We start from the raw sequence: 24,923 nt of genomic DNA on the forward strand, positions 1-24,923 counted from the left end.
GGCCCGGGCGGCCTGCATCAGCGGTGCGGCGTACGCCCGGCAACAGCAACGTTTTCGGATGCCCTGAAGCGTTCTCGATACTGCTGCGGCGTGACGCCGGTGTAGCGTTTGAACAGTCGCCGGAAGTGGCTCACGTCATCGTAGCCGACCGCATTGCAGACGGCCTGTACCGATTGCCATTCGTTCTCCAACAGGTGGCGTGCCGCATTGATACGTACCCGGTGCAGATACTGTCGCGGTGTCTCACCGGTGGCGGCCTTGAAGCGGCGTTCGAGAGTGCGGGCACTCATGCCAATGAATCCGGCGAGTTTGCCCAGCGGCGCCGCCTCGGTGAAGTTGCGAAACAGCCACTCCTGCACGTTGCGGATGCCGCGGTCCTCGTGGGAGCACTCCGGCGGTTCGGTACCGTAACCCGTCTGCCAGGCACGTGGCGTTTCCAGCACCAGTGCACGTGCCGTTTCCATCGCCGCCTTGTGGCCGCACAGCTTCTCGACCAGATAAAGGCTGAGATCTACCGAGGCGTATACCCCACCGCTGCACAGCACGTTATCCGACTCGGTCAGGATACGCTCGGGCTGCCAGCACACCCGCGGATACCGCCGCCGACAGGCATCGACGACTGCCCAGTGAGTCGTGGCCGGACGGTCGTCGAGCAGTCCCGCCTCCGCCACCAGCGCGGCACCGGCGCAAACGCCTGCGATCATCACGCCGCGAGCGTGCCAGGCACGCAACCAAGGGTAGAGGTCCGCATTCAGCGGGCAGGCGGCCTCCAGGTCGGCACCGATGGCCGACACGACGATGAGTTCAGTGAACTCGACCTCGTCGATGGCGCAGTCCGGCTGCAGAGTCAGTGGAACGGCCGTGCGCACGGGCTGGCCGTCCTGGGTCACGGTACGCACGCGAAACAGCGGCTCGGCCGGTTTGCTGCACATCATGTTCCACAGCACACCTGCGGTGCTGAATACCTCGACCGGGGCCACCGCCGTGGAAGGCATACCGCCCTTGACCAGCACCACCGTCACGTCATGCATGACTCCCCCTTGGTCATCTTATCGTTGTAGTAACTGCACTATAGCCGCTGAGGGCCGATAGCCGTCGGACGCGACTTGACGCAAACGCCTCGCTGATTTGCCGCTTTCGCCGCTCCGCCACTCGACTGGCCGTCGATAGACTTTTTCTCACGGAGCGAAGGATCCGTCCCGTATTCGCACGATAACAATCACATCGCACGGGAGAACGGCCATGAACGATACGGCTATCGAAGCACTTAATACGGCCCTGGGTGGCCACCTGATTCGTCCGGACGACCCACAGTACGACCGGGCACGCCAGGTATGGAATGGCATGATCGACAGGCGGCCAGCGCTCATCGCCCGCTGTCGAGGAACGGCGGATGTACTGGCTGCGGTAAGATTCGCCCGCGAGCACGGCCTGCCGATCTCCGTACGCGGCGGCGGCCATAACGTGGCCGGCACGGCAGTGGGAGACGGCGCCATGGCGATAGATCTCTCGCCGATGCGCGGCGTGATCGTGGATGCCGACAAACGCCTAGCACGTGTCCAGGGCGGCGCACTGTTGGAAGATGTGGATCGTGAGGCACAGGTACACGGCCTTGCCACGCCAACCGGCGTGGTGTCGCAGACGGGGGTGGCCGGGCTCTGCCTGAGCGGCGGTCTCGGTTGGCTTCGCCGCCGCCACGGGCTCACCTGTGACAACCTGGTTCGTGCCGAAGTGGTCACCGGCAGCGGCGAAGTGGTGTATGCCAGCGAAAGCGAGAACCCCGAGCTGCTTTGGGGCCTGCGAGGCGGCGGTGGCAACTTCGGCGTGGTGACCACCTTCGAGTTCCAACTGCACCCTGTCGGGCCGGAGGTCTTTTTCACCTTCGTGGCTTATCCAGCCGAAGAGCGCAAGGCGTGTTATCAGGCGTACCGTGACTTCACCGCCCAGACTTGCGATGAGGTATCGACCCTGGTCACCTCGATGACGGTACCCGATGTCGCGGATTTCCCGGTCGCGGCAGCCCGTGGCAAACCGGCCATCGCTTTTCTCGGTGCGTATGCGGGCGCTCCGGCCGAAGGCGAGGAAGCATTGCGGCCATTGCGAACCGTCTCTGAGCCGCTGTTCGACTTCAGCGGTACGATGCGCTGGACGGATATTCAATCCATGCTCGACCCAGGCTTTCCCCAGGGTAATCTCTACTACTGGAAGGGCCGCACCGTGACCGAGGAAGCCCTGAGCGATGAGGCAATCGAGCTGCTCCTGGAGCATGCCGCCGCCCGTCCCTCGCCGCTGACGACGCTGGTGCTATGGCACATGGGTGGCGCGGTAGCACGTGTGGACGAGCACGATACCGCTTTCGGCGGGCGTAATGCCGCCTACCTGCTCGCTGCCGAATCCGTATGGACCGATCACGCCGACGATGAGCCCAATATCGCCTGGGCACGCAATGCCGTGGCGGATTTTGCACGCTACTCATGCGGCGGCTTCTACCTCAATTACCCGGGTTTTCTGGAAAACCAGAATGAAATCACTAGGGCTACATTCGGCAGCAAGTACGAACGATTGCAGGCACTGAAGAGAACCTGGGACCCGGACAATCTGTTCCGCTTCAATGCGAACATTCCTCCCGCCTGAACGGCGCAGGGAAGATTCGTACATCAATTTCCTTCAATACCGCACCGCGCCGCAGCGGCAGACTCAGGCCATTGCCACCCAGGAGGATGACGATGAGCCTTGCCATGATTCTGCCGATGTCGGCGTTTGCCCTTGCGGCTTCGATCTCGCCCGGGCCGGTAAACCTGGTATGCCTGAGCAGCGGTACGCGCTATCCGCTTTCCCAGGGGTTGGTGTTCGTCACTGGCGCCACCCTGGGCTTCATTGTGCTCTTCGTTGCCGTGGGCCTGGGCCTCTATTCGGCACTGGCACTGGTGCCGGGTCTCACCCAGGCGCTGCGTTGGGCCGGCGTGGCGTTTCTGCTCTACCTGAGCTGGCGGCTGTTTCGCGACGATGGCCGCTTGCCCGAGAACGAGGCCCAGCGGGCACCGGGATTCATGACGGGAGCCCTGATGCAGTGGCTCAACCCCAAGGCGTGGCTGGCGTCGGCGTCGGGCATCGGCGCCTACACCAGCGGCAGCGATCTGAACCAGGTGTTGCTGTTCGCCGCCCTCTATCTGCCGATCTGCTGGCTGTCGCTGGGCAGTTGGGTCTATGCCGGCGCCTTTCTGCGCCGCTACGTGCATCGCCCGACGGTACTGGTGACGATCAACCGTACCCTCGCGCTGCTGCTTGCTGCCAGCTGCCTCTATCTTTTGCTTGAGTGAGGGCTATTCATCGAGTGAGAACCTATTGCTCGAGTGAGGACTGCCGATACTGCTGCGGCGTGGCGGCGACCATGCGCTTGAAGGTGCGCTGAAAGTGCGGCTGGTCGGCAAAGCCCGCATTCAGTGCCGCTTCGGCAATGGGAGTGCCGTTCTTCAAGGCATGCTGGCCGAGCTGGATGCGCCGATTGACCAGATAGGCGTGAGGCGTGAACCCAAAATGACGCTTGAAGGCGCGTATCAGATGGCCGGCGCTGTAGCCGCTGCGCTCGCACAAGTCGTCCAGCGATATGTCCTCGCTTGCGTGCTCGTCCAGATAAGCGGCCAAAGCCTTCAGCGTGGCCGGCGCCCGGGCTATCGGTCGCGCCGGTTGGCCGGCTAGTCGGTGCATCAACGCTGAGAGGTATTCCACCACTTCGGTCTGCTTGTCGAGCAGGTCGCGGTTCGTATCCAGCAGGCAGGCCGCCATGCGGCAGTACCCCATGTACCACTCGTTCTCGTCGATCACCGCGGTAGCGATGTCCTGCCAGTGCTGTGCCTCCAGCAACCCTGCCTGGTAACGCAACGCGGTCAGCCACTCGGCATCCACGTAGAGCATCAGGTAGCCCCAGGGTCGGTCCTCGATGGCGCTGCAGGCGTGCATCCAGCCGGGGTTCATCATGACCAGGGTGCCGGCCCGCACGTGATGGCGGTCGTCCCGGTAGCGGAAGGTACTCTCCCCCGCGGTGATCGCCCCCAGCGACCATTGGGTATGACTGTGTGGCGCGTAACAGACCTTGCGCCCATCCTCTACCTTGCGCAGCTCCACGTGGGGCATGCGCGCATCGCGCCAGAACAGCGGCTTGGTGGGAGTCGTCATGATGAGTTTCCTTACTGGCAGCTCACCACAGTGTAGCGCCTTGCCACACTCGATGCGCCACAGCCACATCTTCACACTCACACGATAAAGGGCGTTGGCCTGAATACGAACGATCCCATTGATGGGTACTGTCTACTGCTTTCACTAATGCTAGGCTAATGGAAATTCGTACGAGACGCCCGGGCTCAATGTGCTAGCGCCGTCTCATCCGTTCGGCCTTCAAAATAGACTGAGATCTTGCTGACATCCAAGGCCTACTCTCACAAGTTGCTCGGTGCCAGGCGTCCTCATCGACTCGCCCTGGCAACGCTGCCTCCCCGTGCCTTTGCCTTTCTCCACACCTTCGGCCTTACAGTATGGATCGCGCTCGCGGAAGGCCGCGGCTGGTCGCTGATTCTACCGGGGCTGCTCCTGCTGCTATGGCCGGCGATGGCCTACCTGCACGCGGCCCAAGCCCAGGATTCGAAGCGAGCCGAGTTCAAGAATCTGCTGTGCGACAGCCTGCTGTTTGGTGTGTGGTGCAGCGTGCTGGATTTTTACGTGCTGGCCACACTGTCCATCGCACTCGCCTGCTTCATGAACAACATGGTGGTAGCCGGCCCGCGCCGCATGCTGGTCTCCATGTCACTGTTCGCCGGCGGCGCCCTGGGCTGGAGCGCGTTGTCCGGCTTCGAGATTCGGCCTTACGTCAGCACCGGGCTGGACATCTATCAGGGAGCCGGCGCCGTGGTCTATTTTCTGGCCATTGCCTACGTGATGTACGGGCAAAATCGTCAGCTCGGTCGCAGCATGCGCGAGACCAAGTTCCAGAACCGGGTCTTCCACGCCCTGCTCGAACTGGGCGGCGTTGCCAACAGCGCCTCGAACATTCATATGCTGCTGGACGACTCCCTGAAACACCTGCATGCCGATTTCCCCGAGTACGGATTCGCCGTGTTCCTGCAGGAGCGCAGTCGGCCCGAAGTGACACGCTACGCCGCCGTGGCCGGTCTGCAGCTCGGCGTCGAGGATGAGCGACGGCTGGGCGGCCTGCTGGCAACGCTCCATGATCGGCAGGAAAGTGTGGTCAAGCTACGCGAGCAGAGTGTCGGCGAACAGCTTTATGCTACCTCGATGGCGGGCCGGCTAAGCCTGTACGATGGCTGGTTGATCGTGCGTGCCCCCATGCTGGATGACCGGCTGGAGCGCATGCTGCCCCTTTTCGTCGACCAGTTGGCGGCCGCCACCGAGAACAAGCTGCTGCACCTCGCGCTGAAGAAAACGGCGGAGCGCGACGGGCTGACAGGGCTCTACAACCGTGGCTTCTTCGAATCGGCCTTGCAGTTGAGCATCCAGGGTAAGGGGCAGACGCCAAGCCTGAATTTTGCCGTGTTGATGATGGATGTCGACGGACTCAAGGCGGTGAACGACCGCTACGGTCATGTAGCGGGCGATCAGCTCATCACCACGGTGGCCGAGCGCCTGCAAGTCCACTGCCGCGCCAGTGACATCCTGGCGCGATACGGCGGTGACGAATTCGTCGTCCTGTTTCCTTCTGCGGACCTCACGGCCGCGAATCGCCTGGCCAGCCTGATCAGAACGCATATCGAAGGCCAACGCTGCAGCATCACCACGGCCGACGGCAAGCAACTGACGCTGGAGCTACGCTTGAGCCTCGGTAGTGCCAGCTCCACCGAGGTGCCTGCCCAGGAAGTGCTTGCCCTGGCCGACGAGCGCATGTACGACGACAAGAGCGAGCGGCGCAAGCAGCGAGCCCTCAGTTGAGCGACACCGCACCCCTCATGCTGTGGTAGCACGGTGTCACTGCTGAGTGGTACCCACATTCTCTATCTAGATGTTCACTGTCTGCCGCCGACCTTGAACTCCAGGTCGTAGTTGTTGAGCAGCGGCGGCATCGGTTTGCTGCTGAGCAGGCGCGTCGGTGGGTTCAACTGGAACTCTCGGCCTTGCAACAGCTTGGCTAGCATGTGGCTGGTCACCGTCAGCACCACGCGGCGCCCCGGGCAGATGCCGGTACCGCCGCTGAAGGGGATCAGCGGCCAGTCGCCAACGGCATCAGGCTTCAGCCAGAGGTCGGGGTTGAAGCGATCGGCTTCATCCAGGTGGCGATCATCGCGATGGAAATAGGGCGCCAGGATGAGTATCGACGTTTCGGCCGGCATGGTGCCGTTCTCCCACTCGGTCTCCTCGGTGGTCTGGCGCAGCACCATGGGCGTGGTGGGCCATAGCCGCAGCGACTCGAGCAGACAGGCTCGCAGAAAGTCGAGTTTGGGGGCGGGGTTACCGGCATTCTCGGCTATCTCGGCCTGGGCCCGCTCGGCCTGATTGGGGTGAGCGGCAAGCAGCGCCAGGGCGCGGAAAGTAGCCATACCCGCGGGGTCGAAGGCGAACAGGTACTGTGGCACCTGATGTTCGGGCTGAGTGGTCTCGTTGGTCGGCGTGCGGGCGATCTCCCCTGCCAGGCTGCCCTCTTCCCCACGCTTCAGGTAGGTGCGGATTCGCTCGAGAAAGTCGTCCTTCACGCGGTCGTGGCCCGGGTGGAAGAAGGCCCAGTTGGCAGCGGAACGCAGCTTCTCCAACATCTCCGTCAGGGCATGGTCGTCGCGGGCGGTATCGCCCAGTACCACACGGCGTACCACGCGATTCCAGGTCGCTTCGAACATGTCCCAGTCGAGCTTGTTCTCATGCCGTTCGACCTGGGTGAGCAGCTCGCCGGCCTCTTGCTCGACCACTTGCACGAAACGAGCCCCCAGGCCGTGCACCGGGCACTCGCTGTGCAGCACCTTTTCGTTGAAACGACGGCGCTCGGCCCGTTCGGGACCGTGAGAAACCAACGCCATATCGGGCTCGAAGTGCTCGAGCGCCTTGCGCTTGGCCCATTCGGCAGTAGCGAACGGCTCGGGAGTTTCGTTGAGCACCCGATTGGCGTGGTCGGGGTCGAGAATCAACGCCATCGGCTTGCCCTCGGGCGTGTTCAGCATCAGCGGGCCCGGGCCGTACTTCTCGTTGAGCGATTTCAGGCGGCTAATGGCTCTCGCATCGAGGCCAAGTTTTTCCGCCACTCCCACCACCTTGGGCCGGCGAATGATCACCCCTTTGGCGATGTTGGGTACGAAGACATCGCCCATCACCGCCAACGTTTCGCCTGTGGTGGCTTGAGGCAGGCTGTTGGATGTCGAATCCTTCGTCATGTTGCACTCCTTCTGCTATCCATCCTGGTTCGCAGTCTAGTCGCGCAACTTATGACAAGCCTTTGTTCTCACAAAAATTTACAGCAGTTAACTCGAAGCTTCCGACTCACCAACGGCGAGAAGCGGTTAGAACTCGCTCCAGTCCTCCTCTACGGTGGAGCGCCGACGTGCCCCTGGCTTGGGATCGACCAGTTTGACGGACTGACGCTTCTCGGCAGGCCCTTGCGTCGTTTCGCCCTGCTCCGGGTGACGCTCACGCGGCTGAGCCGCGGCAGTGGCCGAGACGGCATGTTCGTCGACGCGGAAGGTGGCAATCAATCCCGCCAGACTGCTGGCCTGCTGCTCCAACGAGGCAGCGGCGGCACTCGTCTGCTGGACCAGAGAGGCATTCTGCTGGGTGACGGAATCCATCTCGGTGAGCGCAGCATTGATCTGCTCGATGCCGCTGTTCTGCTCTCGTGTCGCGGTGGAAATCTCGGCCATCAGCGCGGTGACCTGCCGAATCGAGTCGACGGTGGCATTGATGGTTTCACCGCTGCGCTCGGCCTGCTCGGCACCGGTGCCAATCTGGCTGGTAGTGGCTTCGATCAGGGTGCGAATCTCTCTGGCCGACTCCGCACTGCGGCTGGCCAGGGAGCGGACCTCGCTTGCCACCACGGCGAAGCCGCGACCCTGCTCGCCCGCCCGCGCCGCCTCGACCGAGGCATTGAGCGCCAGGATGTTGGTCTGGAAGGCAATGGAATCGATCACGCCGATGATCTCGTTGATACGTTTGGCACTCTCGGAAATCTCGCGCATCAGCTTGACGGTGCGCTCCACCTCTTCGCCCCCCGCCTCGGCGGTTTTCGAAGCCGAAGCGGCAAGCCGGTCGGCCTCGACGGCGGTGTCGGTATTCTTGCTCACCGTGGAGGCCATTTCCTCCATGCTGGAGGCCGTCTGCTGCAGGGCAGCAGCCTGCTCCTCGGTACGCGACGATAGGTCCTGGCTGCCCGAGGCGATCTCTCCGGCGCCGGTGAAGACGAATTCACTGCTTTGCCGCAGCGATACCACCAGCGTCTTGAGCTTCTCCTGCATGCGCCCCAAGGCACCGTAGAGCTGGCCGATCTCGTTGCGGCCCCGGTCTTCGATACGTGCCGTCAGGTCGCCATCGGCGATACGCTCGAAGTGGGCAATGGCTTCACGCAGGGGTGTCACGACCGCCCGCATCATGGCGAGGCGAATGAAGAAAGCGGCGGCCAAGGCCACGATCAACAGACCGAGGGCAGTCGCCCCGATGCGATTGCTCAGGGTTTTCACTTGTGCGATGGCAACGGCGCCACGCTGATCGCTGTAGGCAATGAAGGCCTCCATGGCATCGTCCAGGCCTGCCCCCAGTTCGGCCAACTGGTCCTGTCGGCGCTGTACGAGGAAGGGAGCGGCATCCAGTAGCGGCACCAGCCCTTCATTGACGTAGGCATCGTATGCTTCGGCAATGGCTGCCACGTATGGCGCGCGGGTATCGTCAGGCGCGATGGCAATCTGCCGAAACTCGGCGAAACGCTCCTGCGCGGTCTCTACCGCCGCCACGGCCATTTCCTGATTCTCGCGGCCGAGGTCGGGGTTGCCCTGGGCGCTGTGCGCGGCATAGCGATCGAGGAAGGTTTGCGCACGCAGTACGTTGACCTGGGCGCGGTTGGCCAGGTTGGAGAGCTGAGCATTGGTTTCCGCCAGCTCGTGCAGGGCGGCTTCACTGGTGCTGTTGGAATAGAACGCCAACCCACTGATCAGTCCGATCATCAGCACCAGCGCGGCCAGGGCTGCCGTCAGGCTCCACTTGATGGAAAGATGCTTCATCGTACCGCTCCCATGGGTCGTAGAACTTTGTGAAACCTCCAGATATAAAGTTTTCATCGGCAGCCAAGCGGCAGATTTTAGCCAAAAGTCCAAAATTACGACTTTTGTCTATCCCGATTACGTCCTGGCCTCCAGCGCCTGGGCCAGATCCGCTTGTATGTCCGACGGCGTTTCAAGTCCCACGGAAAGGCGGATCAGCGTTTCGGAAATCCCATGCTCGGCACGCTCTTCGGGGCTCAGTACCGAGTGGGTCATGCTGGCCGGATGCTGGATCAGGCTTTCCGCGTCGCCCAGCGATACGGCTCGCTGAATCAGTTCGAGGCGGTTCATGAAGCGGCGCCCTGCCACCAGGCCACCGGCGAGTTCGAAGGCGATGATGCCGCCGAAATCGCTCATCTGCCGCCGCGCCAGCTCATGCTGCGGAAAGCTGGTAAGCCCGGGGTAATGGACGCGCTCGACCGCCGGATGCCGCTCCAGCCAGCGGGCCACCTCGAGCGCCGAGGCAGATTGCCGCTGCATGCGGATTTCGAGCGTCTTCAGGCCGCGCATGATCAGAAAGGCGGTGAAGGGCGACATCACCGCGCCGGTGAAGTCCTTCAGTCCGGTGAGACGCACCCGGTGCATCTCCTCCTCGCTGCCCACCAGCATGCCAGCGATCAAATCGCCGTGGCCGCCCAGGTACTTGGTGGCGGAGTGGACCACGAAATCCGCGCCCCGCTCGATAGGCCGAGTGATGACGGGGGTGGCGTAGGTGTTGTCCACCACCACGCGCGCGCCGTGCCGGTGCGCGATGCGGCTCACCGCCTCGATGTCCACCAGACGCATGGTGGGGTTGGCCGGCGTCTCGAAGTAGACGAGCTTGATGCGCTCGCCGATTGCCGCTTCCAACGCCTCCGGTCGGGAGAGGTCCACGTGCTTGACCCGAATGCCGAACTCGGTCAGGCCGTGATGAAAGAAGGCATGCGTACAGCCGTATAGATGGCTGTCCGTAATCAGCTCATCCCCGGGGCGCAGCAGGCTCCACATCAGCGCGGTGATGGCCCCCATGCCCGAGGCGGTGGCCAGGCCGGCCTCGGCACCCTCCAGGTTGGCCATGCGCTGTTCCAGAGTGGCCACCGTGGGATTGGAAATCCGGGAGTAGAAATGGCCGGGAGCTTCGCCGGCAAAGCGTTCGGCGCCCTGCTCGACACTCTCGAAGGTGAAAGTAGAGGTCAGATGCACGGGCGGCGTCAGCGCCCCTTGCTCGTCCCGGCTGTCGTAGCCGGCATGAATGGCTCGCGTGGCGAAGCCCTGTTCTTGGTGATAACAGCCCTGCTGAGAATGCTGCATGACTCGACTCCACGGTGAGGAATGTCGCTTGTTGTCTTGTCATGCTATGCCCGCATCAAGAGAATTTGCTTTCGTTCTCTGCCTCGTTTGGCTAGTTTTTGGCAATAATATTCCAAGAACAGGCTCAGTCATGGACAAGATCGACCGCAAGATCCTGCATGAGCTCCAGCTCGATGGACGCCTGAGCAATCAGGACCTGGCCCAGCGGGTCAATCTCTCTCCCTCCCCCTGCCTGCGGCGGGTCCGGCGGCTCGAGGAGCAGGGTGTGATACGCGGCTACACGGCAATCATCGATCAGAAACGCTACGGCTATCCCCTAACCGTCTTCACCCGCATCTCGCTGGCCCGCCACGATACCGAGACGGTGGCCAAGTTCGAGCGCAGGGTGCGGGAGATCGACGAGATCATCGACTGCTTCGTGCTGACGGGGCAGCGCGATTACCAATTGCGCGTAGTGGCAGCCAGCCTCGAGGACTACGAGCGCTTCATGCGCGACACTCTGCATACTATCCCCGGCATCGGCTCCATCGATACCAGCTTTGCGTTTGGGGTGGTGAAGCAGGCGCCGTCGCTTCCACACCTTTAGCCGCTTCCTCACCTTTAGCCTCTTTCACACGCCTAGTTGCCCTCCCTCTCCCCTCTTTCTCCCGGCTCGGTTAGCATGAGAGGTTTTGCGTTTCGAGGAACCATCATGCAAGCCTCTCTCGAGCAGCGGGCGCTCAAGATCTCCATCGTCGTCACCCTCGTGGTCTCCAGCCTGGGGGTGACGTTCGGGCTGCTGGCCGGCTCACAGTCGATCCTGTTCGACGGGGTGTTCTCTACCATCGACGCCGCCATGTCGGCACTCGCCCTGCTGGTGGCAAGGCTGGCGGTGCGCGAGGCCAGCCAGCGCTTTCAGCACGGCTATTGGCACCTGGAACCGCTGGTGGCGGCACTCAACGGCAGCATCCTGATGCTGCTGTGCTTCTACGCCTTTCTCAATGCCCTACAGGGGCTGATGGAGGGCGGCCAGCCGCTGGCCTTCGACATGGCCATCGGCTACGCCGTGGTAGTCGCCACCATGTGCTACGCCATGGTGTTCTACCAGCGCCGCATCAACCGCCGGGCGCAGTCGGAGTTCGTGCGGATCGACATGCAGGGCTGGCTGATGGCCGCGCTCATCACCACCTCGCTGCTGGTGGCTTTCAGCATCGGCCTGCTGCTGCAGGGCACCGAGTGGGAACACCTGACCCGCTACATCGATTCGCTGCTGCTGGTAATACTCACGGTCTGCTTCATGCCGGTGCCCATCGGTATCGTGCGCCGTGCGCTGCGCGAGATCCTGCTGATCGCTCCCAGCAATATCGACCGCGAAGTGCACGCCGCCATGGAACCGGTGATGCAGCGTGAAGGACTGCTCGAATACTTCAGCCACGTGGCCAAGGCCGGGCGCGGGCATTACATCGAGATCCATATCGTCACCACGCCGGAGTTTGCCGCCGAGCGGGGCATCGCCGCGCTGGACGAGATACGCGAGGAGATCGCCGCGCAACTCAGCCCGCCGCCGGAGCGACGCTGGTTCACGGTGGCCTTCACCGCCGACCCGCGCTGGGCCTAAGCGATAGTGAAGCTATGCTGAATGTGGCGCCGCCCCTGAGGCGGCCCTGGACCCAGGCAGCGAGGAGACTATGGCAGTATCCAAGGGGGACACTGAGGATGAGCCCAGAGAACCGCACAATCTGATCGAACTGATCGAGACCATCGAAGCGATCGAAACCCCCTCGGGCAAGCTGCGTTTCGATGCCGTACTGGAGGCGATCGGACGTCGCTCCTTCGGCCCCCTGCTGTTGCTGGCTGGCCTGGTGACCTTGGCGCCGGTCATCAGCGGGATTCCCGGGGTGCCTTCACTGATGGGCATGTTTACCTTTCTGGTATGCGCTCAGTTACTGGTCGGCCGACGCACCTTTTGGCTACCGGCTTGGCTGCGAAATCGCCAGCTTTCAAGCGACAAGGTTCACAAGGGTCTGGGCTGGATGCGCAAGCCATCACGAATGATCGACCGCCTGGTCTACCATCGCATCTCGTTCATGACCGGCGACTTCGCCATACGTGTGATCGCCGTAACCTGTTTCGTGCTCTCCATCGCCATGCCCCCCATGGAACTCGTACCGCTGACGGTCAACATTGCCGGCGTGGCGCTGACCTTCTTCGGCTTGGCGATCATGGCCCGTGATGGGCTGCTCTCCATCATCGCCTTCATCATTACCGGTATCAGTCTGTTCACCATGCTCTACAACTTGCTGTAGGAGTCTTCCATGCTACCGCTTGAACGTATTCTGGAAGCCCAGCGCCGTATCGCCGACAGCCTGCCGCCCACGCCGCTGCTGCTCGACCATGTGCTGTCCGAGCAGTTCGGGCGGCGCATCTGGCTCAAGGGCGAGCTGTTTCAGCGCACCGGCTCGTTCAAGCCTCGCGGTGGGCTCAACTGGTTGCGCAGCGCCGGCGAAGAGGAGTTGGCCGGCGGGCTGGGAGCGGTCTCGGCGGGCAATCACGCTCTGGGGCTCGCCTGGGCGGCCGGCGAGGCTGGTGTGCCGGTGACAATCGTGATGCCCGAGAACGCCAGCGCGTTCAAGGTGGAAGGCAGCCGCAGGCTCGGCGCCGAGGTGATTCTGCACGGCGACATCAACCAAGCCTGGGAGCTGATGCACAAGCTGGTAGCGGAGCGCGGCCTGACCCTGGTGCACCCCTACGACGACGAGCGCATCATCGCCGGCCAGGGCACGGTGGGGCTGGAGATTCTCGAACAGGCACCCGAGGCTACCGCCATCCTGTGCCCGGTGGGTGGCGGCGGCCTGATCGCCGGTATCGGCTCGGCCGCCGCAGCACTGAGGCCCGAGCTTGCCTTGATCGGCGTGGAACCCAGCGGGGCCGCCAGCATGGCCGCGGCCTGGTCGGCCGGCGCACCTGAGCGCCTGGCGCGGGTCGCTACCTGCGCCAAGAGCCTGGGCGCCGCCATCGTCGGTGAGCATACCTACCCCGTATGCCGTAAAACGACCCAGACACTGCTGCAAGTGGACGACGATGCCATCGGCCGCGCCATGCGCCATCTGCTCTACCAGGCCAAGCTGCTGGCAGAACCGGGCGCGGCCGTGGGTGTGGCCGCCCTGCTCGAAGGGGCGGTCGCACTGCCCCCCGAAGGCGATGTGGTGGTGGTGATCACTGGCGGCAACATGAGCCCGGAGGAGCTGACCGATTTCCTGTAACCACGGTTACCCCCTCGATCAGGCCAGGATGAAGTAGACGCAGGCGGCGGTCAGCGTCCCCATGGTCCAGTTGAAGATTCGCCAGGCGCGGGGCGTGTCGAGCCAGCGCCCGATGGCCACACCGAACCCGGCCCACAGGGCGATGCAGGGCAGACCGACCAGCTCGGCGAAGGCCGCCAGCATCAGTGCGTTGATCACCAGGTTACCGCCTTCAGGCAGAAACCCCGCCATCAGCGCCAGCCCCATGACCCAGGCCTTGGGATTGGCGAACTGGAACGCCGCCGCCTGCCAGAAGCTTAAGGGTCGTCCTTCGCCCTCCAGGCGAAAATCGGGCGGCGGCGCGGTGGCAATCTTCCACGCCAGATAGAGCAGGTAGGCACTGCCGATCACCCGTAGCACCGTCTGCACCGCCGGGTAGCGCTCGAAGATCAGCCCCAACCCCAGGGCAATGCCGGCGAACAGCAGGAAGCAGCCGCCCAGAATGCCGAAGATGTGCGGCAAGGTGCGCATGAAGCCGTAGTTGGCTCCCGAGGCCGTGAGCATCACGTTGTTGGGCCCGGGAGTGATGGTCATCGAGATCATATAGAGGGCCGCCGGCCCGAGTAACGCCAAAGCTTCCATTGCATTTGCACCCATACAATTTTTGATTTTCGCTTGGATTGTGCGCACAATTTCCAGCATAATCCTGCCAATATTGGCGTCAAAGGTTTTATTGTCACCATGACAATATGGGTTCCTCAGCTCCCTTCCGAGGGCGTGCGCTACCGCGTGATTGCCGATGCCATCGCCCTGGCGATTCAGACCGGCGAGCTCGCTCCGGGTCAGAAGCTGCCGCCGCAGCGCCAGCTGGCCGACCGGCTTGGCGTTACGGTGGGCACCGTGACCCGCGCCTATGCCGAGGCGGAGCGCCAGGGCCGGGTAGTGGCCCGCGTGGGAAGCGGCACCTACGTGCGCGGCAACGAAGCGCCGTCGGGCCAGTACTTTCTCGCCAGTCGCCCCGCCGAAGACGGCCTCATCGACCTCAGCCTGAGCCTGCCCCCGCCGCATCCGCTGCGGGCCGCCTCGCTGGGGCGCGTACTGCAGGAGATCGCCGTCGAGGAGCCGCTGCTGCAGCGTGCGGTCGAATACCAGTCGGATCGCGGCGTGCCGGAGCACCGCGAACGGCTGGCGGCCTGGATGATCGAGCTCGGCATGCCCGCCGAGGCCGAGTCGCTGCTGGTCACCCAGGGCGGGCAGCACGGTATCAGCCTAGCCCTGCAGGCGCTGACACGCCCGGGCGAGCGCATTGCCGCGGACGTGTTGACCTACCCCGGGTTGATCAGCGCTGCCAGCCAGGCGCACCTCAAGCTGCTTGGCGTGCCGATGGACGAGCACGGCATGGACGTCGATGCCCTCGCCCGGCTGTGCGCCCAGCAGCAGCCACCGCGGCTGGTCTACGTCACCCCCGATCAGAACAACCCGACCGGTACGCCGCTGAGCGAGAGCCGCCGCGAACGACTGGCGGCACTGGCCCACCGCCATGACTTCTGGATCGTCGAGGATGGTGTGCAGTACCTGCCCGCCGTGGAGCGGGGCACCCCGCTCTATCGCTTGGCACCGGAACGCACGCTGTTTATCTTCAGCACCTCCAAGGTACTGGCCGGGGGACTGCGCATCGGTACCCTGCTGGCGCCCGCCATGCTGCGTGAACGCTTGGGGACGGCGCTGCGCGCTCAGAGCTGGATGGTGCCGCCCTTGATGGTCGAGGCGGTGTGCCGCTGGGTCGCCAGCGACGACAGCCGTGTACTGCTCGACTGGCTGATCGAAGAGCTGGGAGCACGCCAGCGGTTGGCACGAGAACGACTTGTCGGATACTCCCTAGGTGGACGGGCACACGGCAACAATCTGTGGCTGCCGTTACCCGAAGGCCAGCGCAGCGCCATCCTGACGGCGGCCCTGGCGCAGCGTAACGTGCTGGTCAGCAGCGCAGAGCCCTTCTGCGTAGGCAGCGAACCGGCGCCCCAGGCACTGCGGCTGTGCCTCAGCGCCGCCGTGTCGCGGGAGGCACTGACCCAGGCGCTGGACACACTAGTCGAACTGCTCGCCGAGCCCCCTGCCGCTCCCTGGCAGACGCTGTAGCATTCCCCGGCATGGCACGGCGGCTCCTGCACGGCAGGAGCCACCGCGAACTTCCTTTCAATCCATGTTCATCAGTGCAGGTTCATCAATGCATGTGCACCAGGGTCGGCATCCACGCCGGGCCGATGAACACCAGTGCACCCAGCAGGATCAGGGCCGTGCCGGCCGGTCGCACCAGCCTGTCTCCATGGCGGCCGATCTTCTCGTAAATCATGAGCGCAGCCAGGGGCGCCATCCACGCCAGGTTGGCAATGCCGACCACGAACATCACCAGCATGAGCGCCCAGCAACACCCCAGGCAGAACAGCCCATGTCGGAGGCCGAGCGTCATGGCCCCACCCAGCCCTCGCCGGTAATGCGCCAGCAGGAAGGAGCGTGGCTGGCGGCACTTGTCCAGACACCGCGACTTGAGTGAGGTGAACTGGAAGGCTCCGGCCAGCACCAGCACGGCTCCCATCATCCATTCAGGTCGATGCATCAACCAGTGCCAGTCCGAAAGAACCATCCCCAGCAGCGTGTCACCCAGCAGGGCCAACACACCGAACATGGTCCACACGACCAGATAGCCGCCCAGGAAGCAGGCCCGCGCTACCCCCGGATGGGGCTGGCCGGTTGCCGCCTGACGGAACAGGCCGATCATGGGCAGGGTGGACGGCAGCATCATGGCTGCGATGTGCAGCTGCCAGGCGAGCAGGAACAGGAGCAGGCTGATCCATAGCGCCATGTCGTCGACGACCAGCTGGTGATGATGCACCCACTGCACCCTGCCGGTCAGCTCGGCCACGATGGCCAACAGCCACGCCAGGCAAATGATGCCCAACAGCAGAAGGTTATCAGCGGTAATCCGATTCGGCTGACGGTCGAGCGCGGCACTCACGGCTCGAACTCCATCTTCCAGGCGGTCTGGATGGCATTCTGCCCGTCGTGAGTCCAGCTCATGCCATGCTGCGGCATGCTGACCCGATAGCGCCGTGACTTGCCGAGATAGGCCGGGGCACCCTTGACCGTGGTGAAGGCACTGTCATGCATCGTGGCCGTGGTTCCGTCCGGTGAGGATTGGATCGGGGCAAGTTCCGCCTCGACCCTGCCCTGTGCGATCAAGCGCCCTTCCACCTGCTGCGTCTCATGCACGATCGGCACACGCTCCACGGCCACGATCTCACCTACCAGGCCTGCAAGGTCGGCCAGCGGCCCACCCAACTTGCCACCGAAGGCGTCCAGTAGCGCTTCGTATTGCGCGTCGTCAGCGGCACTGTCGATCAGGATGACCGAACGCCAGCCGCCGGCCAGCGCATTGCCCGGTATGTGCGCCACGTTCATGAGAGTCAAACCGGATACATCGACGCCCCTGGCCTGCCCGTTTTCCAGCTTGAAGGCGATCACGCCATGGCATTCGCTGCCGTCGGGGTCTTCACCGAGAAAGCATGGACAGGGTGCGGAACACGAGCAGATTTCCAGCATCGTGCCCTCGAGTCGATAGCCTGCCTTTGTCGTTGTCGTTGTCGTTGTCGGCGTCGTCATTGTTGTTGTCATGGTCCACCTCCATCAGCTTGAGTGTGAGCACCGGCGACCCGGCACGTTCAAGCGTCACGAGTCGCCGCTGCAAAATAGAAATCCAGCATTCGATCGAGCGGTGCCGGATCTCTGAGTAAACGGCTGCGCAAGGCAGCCCCCTCCCAGCAGTTCAGCAGCAGGTTGGCCAGCTCCACGGGGTCGGCATCGGGCGCCAGTTGGCCCTGCTGTCTTGCCTCTTCCAGGCACTCCGCAATATGTCGCGTCACCACGGAGAAACAGTTCTCGATCTTGCGCGCGAAGGTCGGATTCACGCCGGAGAGTTCCTGCCCTAAAGCTCCGAGCATGCAGCCCAGGTGACCGTCTTGACGGTACTTCTCCCGCGATAGCTCGAAGAAGCGTCGTGCCCGATCCAACGGTTGCAGCGTCTGGTCCTGCAAGGCGGCTTCCAGCCCCTGATGCACCTCCTGCATGTAGCGATCGACGACCTGCAGGGCGAAGTCCTCCTTGCTGCCGAAGTGATGATAGAAGGACCCCTTGGGTACGCCCGTTGCCTCCAGCAGTGCCTGAATGCCCAAATCGTTGTAACCGTGCTTGAGCAGCATCGATAGCCCGACTTCGAGCAGTTGCTCCTTGGTGTTGAGTGCCATTCTCTCTCCTAGACCGACCGGTCTATTCAGAATAGAACGTATGCAGGCGACGTCAAGGCCGGCTTGAAAGCCGGCCCCCTGACTGAGAAGGCGATGAAGCGATATATAGAGGTGCGGTCGATAGTGCGGATCAGGTCCGTCGCGCCAGCTCGGTGGCGGTGTACCAGGCGATCATGCGCTCTTCGTCGGTGGGTATGACCCACAGCCCGAGCCGGCTGTCCGGCCCGGCGATATCGAGGGCATTCGCTGCATTGGCCGCGTCGTCGAGGCGCGCACCGAGCCATTCGCAGCCCTGCGCCACGGCGGCGCGGATCGGAGCGGCCCGCTCGCCGATGCCGGCGGTGAAGACGAGGTGATCGAGCCCACCCAGGGCCGCCGCCAGGCTGCCGATCTCACGCACGATGCGATAGACAAACAACGCAATGGCCTCAGCGGCTTCGGGCGCCTCGCTGGCCAGCAGTTCACGCATGTCGCCGCTGATACCGGACACCCCAAGCAAACCCGACTCCTTGTAGAGCAGCCGCTGCACGGCCTCGGCGCTCATGCCCTCATGCAGAATCAGATGCAGCACCAGGCCAGGGTCGAGGCTGCCGCTGCGGGTGCCCATCATCAGCCCTTCCACAGCGGTGAACCCGGTGGTGGCGGCCACGCTCTTGCCGTCGCGCAGCGCACACAGACTGGCCCCGTTACCCAAGTGGGCAATGACCACGCGCCCGCCCGGTAGCGCCTGACCATGCTGGCGCTCAGCGCTCAGTGCACGACTGACGTAGTCGAAGGAGAGCCCATGAAAGCCGTAGCGGATCACGCCCTGCTCGCGAAAACGACGCGGCAGCGGAAAGGTCTGCGCCACTGCCGGCTGAGTGGCATGAAAGGCGGTGTCGAAGCAGGCGTACTGGGGCAACCCCGGACGCAGGCCGATCAACGCGCGAACCGGCGCCAGGCCATGCGGCTGATGCAGTGGCGCCAGCTCGTTCAGCGCCTCCAGAGCGGCAAAGGATTCGGCATCCAGGCGCAGCGGTTCGCGGTAGCGGGCGCCGCCATGCACGATGCGGTGGCCCACGGCGCGAATGTCGCCCAATGCCGGGTTGTCCTCGACCCATTGCAGCAGGCGTTCCAACGCCCCTGCGTGGTCCAGCGCTGCCGGTACGTCGTAAAGCGCGGCGTCTTGCTCTTCATTCAGCTCGGTACCGAACCCAGCCTGCAGCTCAGCCCGAGCCCGACTGCCGAGGCCCGAGAACTGGCCTCGGTAGCGCACTTGCATGGCCATGGGGCTGGCAGTGCTGGCGGCATCGAACAGGGCAAACTTGAGGCTCGAGGAGCCGCTGTTCACGGCCAGGATCTCGCCGCTCATGCCCGCGCCCTCTTCTGCTGCTCGGAAACCAGCAGCGCCAGGGCACAGGAGGCCATGCGCGTGATGGCGTCATCGGCGCGGCTGGTGAGCACGATCGGTACCCGCGCGCCGACTACCAGCCCGGCGCCGGTGGCGTCGGCCAGGTAGGTGAGCTGCTTCATCAGCATGTTGGCCGATTCGAGATCGGGTGCCACCAGGATGTCGGCGCGCCCCGCCACCGGCGAGTCGATCCCCTTGGCCGCCGCGGCCGCCTCGGAAACCGCGTTGTCGAAGGCCAGCGGACCGTCGAGCACCCCGCCGCGGATCTGCCCACGCTCCGCCATCTTGCACAGGGCCGCGGCTTCCACGGTCGAGGCAATTTTTGGGTTGACCGTCTCCACCGCCGACAAAATCGCCACTCTGGGCGAAGTGAGCCCGACCGCATGTGCCAGATCGATGGCGTTCTGCACGATGTCCTTCTTGTGCGCCAGGGTCGGATAGATGTTGATCGCCGCATCGGTGATGAACAGCGGGCGCGGGTAGGTCGGCACGTCGAAGGCCATCACGTGGCTCAGGCAGCGCTCGGTGCGCAGGCCGGTGTCGCGCTTGACCACTTCGTGCAACAGCTCGTCGGTGTGCAGCGCCCCTTTCATCAGCGCCTCCACCCGGCCCGCCCGAGTCATGGCCACTGCCTCGGCCGCGGCGGCATGGCTATGGGGCACGTCGACCAGTTCGAACTCGGCGATATCGACACCGGCAGCCTCGGCGGCGGCATGCACTTTGGCCTTGGGCCCCACCAGCACCGGGCGAATGAGCCCCTGGCGTGCCGATTCGTAGGCGCCCATGATCGAGACCTCATCCACCGGATGCACCACGGCCATGCTCACTGGCGCGGGATGCTCGGCGGCACTGAGCATCTCGTGCAGGTGCGCCCGCTCGGCCAGCCGTACCCGCGGCAGCACGGTGCGCGGCCGGCGTATCTTTTCTGTCGGCGCCTGCACCTCCGCCTGTCCTTCGATCACGGTTTCACCGTTCTGGTTGGTGCACAGACAGTCGAAGGTGATGCGCTTTTGCGCTTCGTCCTTGGCCTGGGCGCGCACGCTCACTCGCAGCACGTCGCCGAGCCTCACCGGCTTGCGAAAGCGCAGGGTCTGGCCCAGGTAAAGAGTACCGGGCCCAGGCAGTTCGGTGCCGAGCACGGTGGAGATCAGCGCCCCGCCCCACATGCCATGAGCGATGACTTCCTGAAAGCGGGTACTCTTGGCGAAATCATCGTCCAGGTGGGCCGGGTTGATGTCGCCGGACATGATCGCAAAGAGCTTGATGTCGTCCAGCGTCAGGCGTTTCTCCAGTGCAGCCGTATCGCCTACCTTGATCTCGTCGAAGGTCCGGTTCTCGATGTAGCCGTTGCCTGCCTGTGGTTCCTGACCGTCCATGCGCGTCGCCCTGATCGAATGAAGGAAAATACTGCGTCGCAGCATACTTCAGTCGATAGCATCGGCCAGGCATTCAGCGAAGGCAAGCGCCTTGCACCTCTGACAGATGCAACCACAATGAGGGAACGCCATCGCAGCCAGGGGCAGCGCCATGCACCGTTTCCGCAACGACCCGACGCTCGCCATTCCGATCTTTCCCGGCAACCATATCGTGCTGGACGGCCACTACATCTTCCTTTCCGGCCTGACGGTGACCGACATCCAGGGCGGCGAAGCCGTGTTGGGTGATATCGCCGAGGAGACCCGCTGGGTGATGCGCCGCCTCTCACGCATGCTGGAATATGCCGGCGCCTCGATGGCCGACGTGGTACGGGTAGACGTTCACCTGACCAACCTGGATACCATCCACACCATGGACGCCGCCTACGCCGAATTCTTCGAGAACAAGCGCTACCCCGCCCGCACCTGCACCGAATCGCCACGCCTGAGCGGCGGCTCCAACGTCGAGATCACGCTGATGGCGCGCCAACCCGAGCAAAACGACACAGCCTGAGGAAGCGGGGCTACAGCGTCATGCCCGGCTCGATCCGATACCCCAGATCGATCACGGCCTCCTCCAGCGCCTTGCCCTGGATTCTGGCCATCAGCTCGGTGGCGGCTCGCCTGCCGATGTCCCGCCGCGGCGTGATCACGCTGGCCAGCCGCGGCGACATCACCTGGCCCACGTCGTGGCCGTGGAAACCGGCGATGGCCATGCGCTGTGGTACCGCCACGCCCTGTCGCAGGCATTCGAAGTAGGCGCCGACCGCGACGTCGTCGTTGGTGCAGAAGATACCGTCGGTTTCCGGGTGCTCGACGAGAATCTCGTTGAGCAGCGCCGCCCCCACGCTGTAGGAGGAGCGCTGGCTGCGATGCAACGTGAGCGGTTCGAGCCTGTGCTCTGCCATGGCCCGTCGATACCCCTCTTCCCGCTGGCGCGTACGCTGGTCGAGGCGCACGGCGAGATAGACGATGCGCCGACGACCTTGGCGAATCATCTCGCTGATCATGTCGTAGGCAGCACGTACGTTGTCGTAGCCCACCGCCTGATGCAGCGGCTTGCTCAGCGAGTCCATGATCTCGACCGTGGGAATGCCCGCGGTTTCCAGCATGCGGCAGGTGCGCGCGGTGTGGTGGCTATCGGAGAGGATCAGCCCGTCGACGTTGTAGGAGAGTAGCGATGCCAGGCTGCGCTCTTCCAGCTCCGGGCTGTAACCGTAGTGCGCCAGCATCAGGTGGTAGCCCAGCGGCTCGGTCACCTCCTCGATACCCACCAGCACGTCGGCAAATACCTGGTTGGAGAGCGACGGCACCAGCAGGCCGATGGAGTGGCTGGTGGCACGCGAAAGCAGGTCGGGCGCCCGATTGGGGATGTAGCCGACCTGCTCCGCCACGCTGAAGATGCGCTCACGCAGGCCCTCGGAGACCGTCGCCGGATCGCGCAGACAACGACTGACCGTCATCTTGGTCGCCCCGACCCGGTCGGCGATGTCCTGAAGTGTCGGTCGCTTCTTTTTCACGATTCCCCGCTGACGGTAGTTGGGCCTGCCGGCATCCCGTTGCCCGATATCGGCAAAGCAACGCATGATACCGGAGTTCCTCAGGCCACGCTGCCCAGCCCAACCGCTCCGGGCCGTCAGCCTCGGCAGTGTGGCAAGGCCTCGAGAAAGGTGTCGACGATGACCTCCGGCGCATCGGCAATGCCGCAGGTCACGGCCTCGTGCACAGCGGGCGCCTCGAGATCGCGCAGCTGGCTGTCGAGCATCGCATCGCCACGAAAGAAGTGCTCTTCTCTGCTCGCCAGGCGCTCGCGCAGCTGGGCGCGCTCACCTTGGAGGAACAGGAACACGAGCTCCGGGTCGCCTTGCCGCAGCAGCTCACGATAGCGCTCCTTGAGCGCCGAGCAGGCCAGCACCAGGGTCTCATCGCGGCGGCGATGATCGTCGATCAATTGCGCCAAAGTCTCGAGCCATTCGCGGCGATCCTCGTCGTCGAGCGGAATGCCGCTCGCCATCTTGGCGACGCTGGTCGGCGAGTGGTAGTCGTCGCCGTCGATGAAGGCGACGCCGAGACGGCGGGCAAGCAGCGCGCCAACGCACGACTTGCCCGACCCCGACACCCCCATCACCACGATGCGGTACGTAGCATCCTTCACGAGATCTCCCTGTGCTCAGTTGCCGCGCACGGCAGCCAGATCGGGCAGCCAGGTCACGATGCCGGGGAAGGCGATCAGCACCACCAGCACCACCAGCAACGCCGCGTAGTAGGGCAACATGGCTTGCACCAGTTGCTCCATGCTGACACGGCCGACGCCGCAACCCACGTAGAGGCAGGTACCCACCGGTGGGGTCAACAGACCGATGCCGAGGATGAAGGCCATCAACACGCCGAAGTAGACCGGGTCGACCCCCACCGAGGTGACGATGGGCGTGAGCATCGGCGCCATGATCACCATGGCCGGGGTCAGGTCCATGACGAAGCCCACCAGCAGCAGCAGGGCCGCCACAATCAGCAGCAGCAGGAACGGCTCTTCGGTGATCGCCTGCACTTGGCGCACCAGGGTCTGCGGCACCATGTTGATGGTCAGGAACCAGGCGATGACGGTGGCGAAGGCAAGCAGCAGCAATACCATACCGGTCAGCCGCGCGGTGCGGATCAACATGCCCCACAGCTCGCGGGGGTGGAACTCGCGATAGAACACCAGTGAGATGAATAGCGAATAGAGCAGTGCCACCACCGCCGCTTCAGTAGCGGTGAAGACGCCGCCGATGATGCCGCCGATCACGATCACCGGCAGTACCAGCGCCAGCCAGGCTGCCTTGAACGCACGCCACAGACGGCCCAGCTCGAAGCGGCGGGTCTGCCCGGCATGCTCGATGCTGGCCATGATGAAGGTGGTCACCATCAGCGCGAAGCCGATCATCAAGCCCGGCACGATCCCGGCAATGAAGAGCCGGCTGATCGAGGTCTCGGTGACGATGCCGAACAGAATCAGCGGAATCGACGGCGGGATGATGATGCCGATCACCGAGGAGACGGTATTGATCGCCGTGGCATGGGGCGCGGAATAGCCCTGCTGTTTCATCGACGGAATCATCATCGAGCCGGTGGCGGCGGTGTCGGCCACGGCCGAGCCGCTGATGCCACCGAAGAACATCGACCCGGTGATGGCGACCTGGCCCAGGCCACCGCGCACGAAGCCTACCAGCGCACCTGCCAGCTCCATCAGGCGACGGGCGATACCGCCATGGCTCATCACCTCACCCACCAGAATGAAGAAAGGAATGGCCAGCAGCGGGAAATTGTTGACCCCGCGGATCGATTGCTCGATCAGGATCGACAGCGGAATATCGGAGAGTATGGCCAGGACCACGGCGGCCACGCCGAGGCCGAAGGCAATCGGCAGCCCCATGGCGATGGAGGCGAACAGGATGCCCAGAAAAATCCACAGCATGGTTCAGTCTCCCGCCTGAGGTTGGTCGAGATTCGGGTCGCGAATCAAGCGCAGGCACTGCCACGCGCGCCACAGCGCAACGGCGACGATGAACAGCGAACAGAGCACCAGCGAGACGTTGATCAGGTTCCATGGAACGCCGAGGATGGCGGTGCGCCCGGTGGAGCGGGACATCACCAGATAACCGCCCCACACCATGATGCTCATCAATGTGGCGATGATCAGGTGCTGCAGCAGATAGAGCGCGTAAGCAGCCCGCGGTTGCAGCCGGCGGACGAGAAAATCGACGGCAATATGTTCGTAGCGGGCGAACGCCGCCGCCGCGCCGATGAAGATCAGCCAGATGAACAGCATGCGGGCCAGCTCATCGGCCCAGGGCAGCGAGCGATTGAGCAGCGAGCGCCCGATGACGTTGGCCGACACCGAGACGATCAGCGCCACCAGAATCGTGGCAATAAGGTGCTCCATTAGGCGGGTGAGCCAGCGAAACGGAGCCGGACCACGGCCACCTTCGATATCGAGTTCGAGCGGCTCGCGCCGAGGGTCTGCCAAGTAGGCACTCGCCTCGTCGGGCAGGGGATTGGGCGAAGTCATGCGGCGCTCCGTACAGGAG

The 24,923-nt window shown here is 63.8% G+C and carries 25 protein-coding genes; 9 read left to right on the forward strand and 16 right to left on the reverse strand.

What is annotated here, in order from left to right:
- Positions 1-17: 17 nt before the first annotated feature.
- Positions 18-1,031 carry a helix-turn-helix domain-containing protein gene (locus HOP58_RS12700; RefSeq protein WP_234260488.1) on the reverse strand — a complete coding sequence of 338 codons (1,014 nt, stop codon included), beginning with the start codon at positions 1,029-1,031 and terminating at the stop codon, positions 18-20.
- A 211-nt stretch (positions 1,032-1,242) separates the two neighbouring features.
- On the opposite strand from HOP58_RS12700, the gene HOP58_RS12705 reads away from it, so the two are divergent.
- Complete coding sequence (locus HOP58_RS12705) at positions 1,243-2,634, forward strand: FAD-binding oxidoreductase (RefSeq protein ID WP_234260489.1); 1,392 nt, start codon at positions 1,243-1,245, stop codon at positions 2,632-2,634.
- A gap of 92 nt (positions 2,635-2,726) precedes the next feature.
- The gene (locus HOP58_RS12710) at positions 2,727-3,320 is read left to right on the forward strand and encodes a LysE family translocator (protein ID WP_010628132.1); all 594 of its coding nucleotides are present in this window, start codon (positions 2,727-2,729) and stop codon (positions 3,318-3,320) included.
- 22 nt (positions 3,321-3,342) lie between these two features.
- Here HOP58_RS12710 and HOP58_RS12715 read toward each other — a convergent pair whose 3' ends face one another.
- Complete coding sequence (locus HOP58_RS12715) at positions 3,343-4,176, reverse strand: AraC family transcriptional regulator (protein WP_010628131.1); 834 nt, start codon at positions 4,174-4,176, stop codon at positions 3,343-3,345.
- A gap of 237 nt (positions 4,177-4,413) precedes the next feature.
- On the opposite strand from HOP58_RS12715, the gene HOP58_RS12720 reads away from it, so the two are divergent.
- On the forward strand, positions 4,414-5,940 hold the full coding sequence (locus tag HOP58_RS12720) for a GGDEF domain-containing protein (protein WP_010628130.1): 1,527 nt from the start codon (positions 4,414-4,416) through the stop codon (positions 5,938-5,940).
- Between the two features lie 74 nt (positions 5,941-6,014).
- On the opposite strand, the gene HOP58_RS12725 is transcribed toward HOP58_RS12720, so the two are convergent.
- From HOP58_RS12725 to HOP58_RS12735, 3 genes are all read right to left on the reverse strand, one after another.
- On the reverse strand, positions 6,015-7,367 hold the full coding sequence (locus HOP58_RS12725; protein WP_010628129.1) for a cytochrome P450: 1,353 nt from the start codon (positions 7,365-7,367) through the stop codon (positions 6,015-6,017).
- A 126-nt stretch (positions 7,368-7,493) separates the two neighbouring features.
- Entirely contained in the window at positions 7,494-9,200 is a 1,707-nt protein-coding gene (locus HOP58_RS12730; protein WP_010628128.1) for a methyl-accepting chemotaxis protein, read from the reverse strand.
- Between the two features lie 117 nt (positions 9,201-9,317).
- Positions 9,318-10,529 (reverse strand): methionine gamma-lyase, encoded by a 1,212-nt coding sequence (locus HOP58_RS12735; RefSeq protein ID WP_010628127.1) that lies wholly within the window; start codon positions 10,527-10,529, stop codon positions 9,318-9,320.
- A 130-nt stretch (positions 10,530-10,659) separates the two neighbouring features.
- On the opposite strand from HOP58_RS12735, the gene HOP58_RS12740 reads away from it, so the two are divergent.
- The 4 genes from HOP58_RS12740 to HOP58_RS12755 all read left to right on the forward strand — a co-directional run bounded on the left by HOP58_RS12740 (position 10,660) and on the right by HOP58_RS12755 (position 13,771).
- Complete coding sequence (locus tag HOP58_RS12740) at positions 10,660-11,115, forward strand: Lrp/AsnC family transcriptional regulator (protein WP_010628126.1); 456 nt, start codon at positions 10,660-10,662, stop codon at positions 11,113-11,115.
- A 105-nt stretch (positions 11,116-11,220) separates the two neighbouring features.
- Entirely contained in the window at positions 11,221-12,126 is a 906-nt protein-coding gene (locus HOP58_RS12745) for a cation diffusion facilitator family transporter (RefSeq protein WP_234260490.1), read from the forward strand.
- A gap of 70 nt (positions 12,127-12,196) precedes the next feature.
- A complete protein-coding gene (locus HOP58_RS12750) occupies positions 12,197-12,814 on the forward strand; it encodes an exopolysaccharide biosynthesis protein (protein ID WP_234260491.1) in 618 nt (205 codons plus the stop codon).
- Between the two features lie 9 nt (positions 12,815-12,823).
- Positions 12,824-13,771 (forward strand): threonine/serine dehydratase, encoded by a 948-nt coding sequence (locus tag HOP58_RS12755; protein ID WP_234260492.1) that lies wholly within the window; start codon positions 12,824-12,826, stop codon positions 13,769-13,771.
- Between the two features lie 18 nt (positions 13,772-13,789).
- Here the strand turns inward: HOP58_RS12755 and HOP58_RS12760 are convergent, their stop codons facing one another.
- Positions 13,790-14,392, reverse strand: coding sequence for a LysE family translocator (locus tag HOP58_RS12760; protein ID WP_234260493.1), 603 nt, complete (start codon positions 14,390-14,392; stop codon positions 13,790-13,792).
- A gap of 99 nt (positions 14,393-14,491) precedes the next feature.
- Here HOP58_RS12760 and HOP58_RS12765 point away from each other — a divergent pair, with 99 nt between their 5' ends.
- Positions 14,492-15,889: a PLP-dependent aminotransferase family protein gene (locus HOP58_RS12765; protein WP_234260494.1), complete on the forward strand. Its 1,398-nt coding sequence runs from the start codon at positions 14,492-14,494 to the stop codon at positions 15,887-15,889.
- Positions 15,890-15,974: 85 nt separating this feature from the next.
- Here the strand turns inward: HOP58_RS12765 and HOP58_RS12770 are convergent, their stop codons facing one another.
- The 6 genes from HOP58_RS12770 to HOP58_RS12795 all read right to left on the reverse strand — a co-directional run bounded on the left by HOP58_RS12770 (position 15,975) and on the right by HOP58_RS12795 (position 20,817).
- Positions 15,975-16,766, reverse strand: a complete 792-nt coding sequence (locus HOP58_RS12770) for a DUF2182 domain-containing protein (protein ID WP_234260495.1) — start codon at positions 16,764-16,766, stop codon at positions 15,975-15,977.
- Entirely contained in the window at positions 16,763-17,350 is a 588-nt protein-coding gene (locus HOP58_RS12775) for a DUF1326 domain-containing protein (RefSeq protein WP_234260543.1), read from the reverse strand. The genes HOP58_RS12770 and HOP58_RS12775 overlap by 4 nt, the downstream gene beginning before the upstream one ends.
- Entirely contained in the window at positions 17,301-17,480 is a 180-nt protein-coding gene (locus HOP58_RS12780) for a hypothetical protein (RefSeq protein ID WP_234260545.1), read from the reverse strand. Before HOP58_RS12780 ends, HOP58_RS12775 begins: the two co-directional genes overlap by 50 nt.
- The gene (locus tag HOP58_RS12785; protein WP_010628118.1) at positions 17,470-18,051 is read right to left on the reverse strand and encodes a TetR/AcrR family transcriptional regulator; all 582 of its coding nucleotides are present in this window, start codon (positions 18,049-18,051) and stop codon (positions 17,470-17,472) included. The genes HOP58_RS12780 and HOP58_RS12785 overlap by 11 nt, the downstream gene beginning before the upstream one ends.
- Positions 18,052-18,181: 130 nt before the next feature.
- Positions 18,182-19,402, reverse strand: a complete 1,221-nt coding sequence (locus tag HOP58_RS12790) for an acetate/propionate family kinase (RefSeq protein WP_234260496.1) — start codon at positions 19,400-19,402, stop codon at positions 18,182-18,184.
- On the reverse strand, positions 19,399-20,817 hold the full coding sequence (locus tag HOP58_RS12795) for a bifunctional enoyl-CoA hydratase/phosphate acetyltransferase (RefSeq protein ID WP_234260497.1): 1,419 nt from the start codon (positions 20,815-20,817) through the stop codon (positions 19,399-19,401). The genes HOP58_RS12790 and HOP58_RS12795 overlap by 4 nt, the downstream gene beginning before the upstream one ends.
- 151 nt (positions 20,818-20,968) lie before the next feature.
- Here HOP58_RS12795 and HOP58_RS12800 point away from each other — a divergent pair, with 151 nt between their 5' ends.
- Complete coding sequence (locus HOP58_RS12800; protein WP_234260498.1) at positions 20,969-21,370, forward strand: RidA family protein; 402 nt, start codon at positions 20,969-20,971, stop codon at positions 21,368-21,370.
- Between the two features lie 10 nt (positions 21,371-21,380).
- Here HOP58_RS12800 and HOP58_RS12805 read toward each other — a convergent pair whose 3' ends face one another.
- The 4 genes from HOP58_RS12805 to HOP58_RS12820 form a co-directional block, all read right to left on the reverse strand.
- Positions 21,381-22,376 (reverse strand): substrate-binding domain-containing protein, encoded by a 996-nt coding sequence (locus HOP58_RS12805; protein ID WP_234260544.1) that lies wholly within the window; start codon positions 22,374-22,376, stop codon positions 21,381-21,383.
- 116 nt (positions 22,377-22,492) lie between these two features.
- Positions 22,493-23,011 (reverse strand): gluconokinase, encoded by a 519-nt coding sequence (locus HOP58_RS12810; protein WP_026038087.1) that lies wholly within the window; start codon positions 23,009-23,011, stop codon positions 22,493-22,495.
- 15 nt (positions 23,012-23,026) lie between these two features.
- Entirely contained in the window at positions 23,027-24,310 is a 1,284-nt protein-coding gene (locus HOP58_RS12815; RefSeq protein ID WP_234255447.1) for a TRAP transporter large permease, read from the reverse strand.
- 3 nt (positions 24,311-24,313) lie between these two features.
- The gene (locus HOP58_RS12820; protein WP_010628111.1) at positions 24,314-24,904 is read right to left on the reverse strand and encodes a TRAP transporter small permease; all 591 of its coding nucleotides are present in this window, start codon (positions 24,902-24,904) and stop codon (positions 24,314-24,316) included.
- Positions 24,905-24,923 lie beyond the last annotated feature (19 nt).

Origin of the sequence: Halomonas sp. MCCC 1A11062, from assembly GCF_021404355.1 — a bacterium.
Taxonomy (GTDB): Bacteria; Pseudomonadota; Gammaproteobacteria; order Pseudomonadales; family Halomonadaceae; genus Halomonas; species Halomonas aerodenitrificans.